The 375-nt window shown below is 70.4% G+C and carries 1 protein-coding gene; it reads left to right on the top strand.

What is annotated here, in order from left to right:
- On the top strand, positions 1-375 hold a 375-nt coding region (locus TW83_RS10430), incomplete at both ends, for an ABC transporter permease (RefSeq protein WP_045982715.1).

The following is a 375-nucleotide window of genomic DNA, read 5'->3' as shown; positions in this document are numbered from 1 at the left end:
GGGCGCGCTGTCGGGCATCGCGGTCGCGCGCTTTGCGGTCCCGGCCTTCGTCGCGACGCTTGGCATGCTGTCGGCGGCGCGCGGGCTGACGCTGATCTATTCGGGCGGGCGGCCGATCCCCGCGCTGACCGACGGCTATCGCTGGATCGGGACGGGCGACATCGCGGGCATCCCGGTGCCGATCATCCTGTTCGGCCTAGTCTTTGCGCTGTCGCATTTCGTGCTGACCCGGACCCGCTTTGGCCGCCACGTCTATGCGGTGGGCGGCAACCCCCATGCGGCCAAGGTGTCGGGCCTGCCCGTCCGCGCCATCCGGTTTTCGGTCTATGCCATATCGGGCGCGTTGGCGGGCATCGCGGGGATGATCCTGGCCGC

The sequence above is a fragment of the Paracoccus sp. S4493 genome (assembly GCF_000967735.1).
Lineage (GTDB): Bacteria > Pseudomonadota > Alphaproteobacteria > Rhodobacterales > Rhodobacteraceae > Paracoccus > Paracoccus marcusii.
This window is presented reverse-complemented; position numbering and strand designations above follow the sequence as displayed.